The 373-nt window shown below is 39.4% G+C and carries 1 protein-coding gene; it reads right to left on the bottom strand.

Features of this window, described 5'->3' with window-relative positions; genetic code table 11:
- The coding region (locus tag EIZ39_RS26230) for a helix-turn-helix domain-containing protein (protein WP_164985361.1) at positions 1-304 on the bottom strand (304 nt) is incomplete at its 3' end.
- Positions 305-373: the final 69 nt, after the last annotated feature.

The following is a 373-nucleotide window of genomic DNA, read 5'->3' as shown; positions in this document are numbered from 1 at the left end:
TTTTTTTTAGTAGATCTTGGAGAATCTCATTCTCTACTTTAAGCTTTCCAATGAGCTTTAACGCTTGATCTAACTGTTTTTTTAAATCTACGTCTTCACTTAAAACAGAAACTTGGTCTTGATCCTTCTTTGCCATTTCTTCCTCAACCTCTTCTCGATAGTCACGAACCCATTGACTGACTGTTTTAGGGGAGAGTCCGTGTTGGCGTGCAACAAAAGCAGCATTGCCCCCCTCCAATGCTTCACGCACAATTTGTTTTTTTAACTCAATAAACTGGTTGGTATTAGGCACCTTAGTTCTCATTCTAAACACCTTCTCCTATTCTAAAACGAATGTTCTGAAAGTGTCCAATCCTGTTAGGGGGCTTTAGAG

Source organism: Ammoniphilus sp. CFH 90114 (genome assembly GCF_004123195.1).
Classification (GTDB): domain Bacteria; phylum Bacillota; class Bacilli; order Aneurinibacillales; family RAOX-1; genus YIM-78166.
The sequence above is the reverse complement of the archived record's forward strand: the minus strand, read 5'-3'. Positions and strand labels throughout refer to the sequence as shown.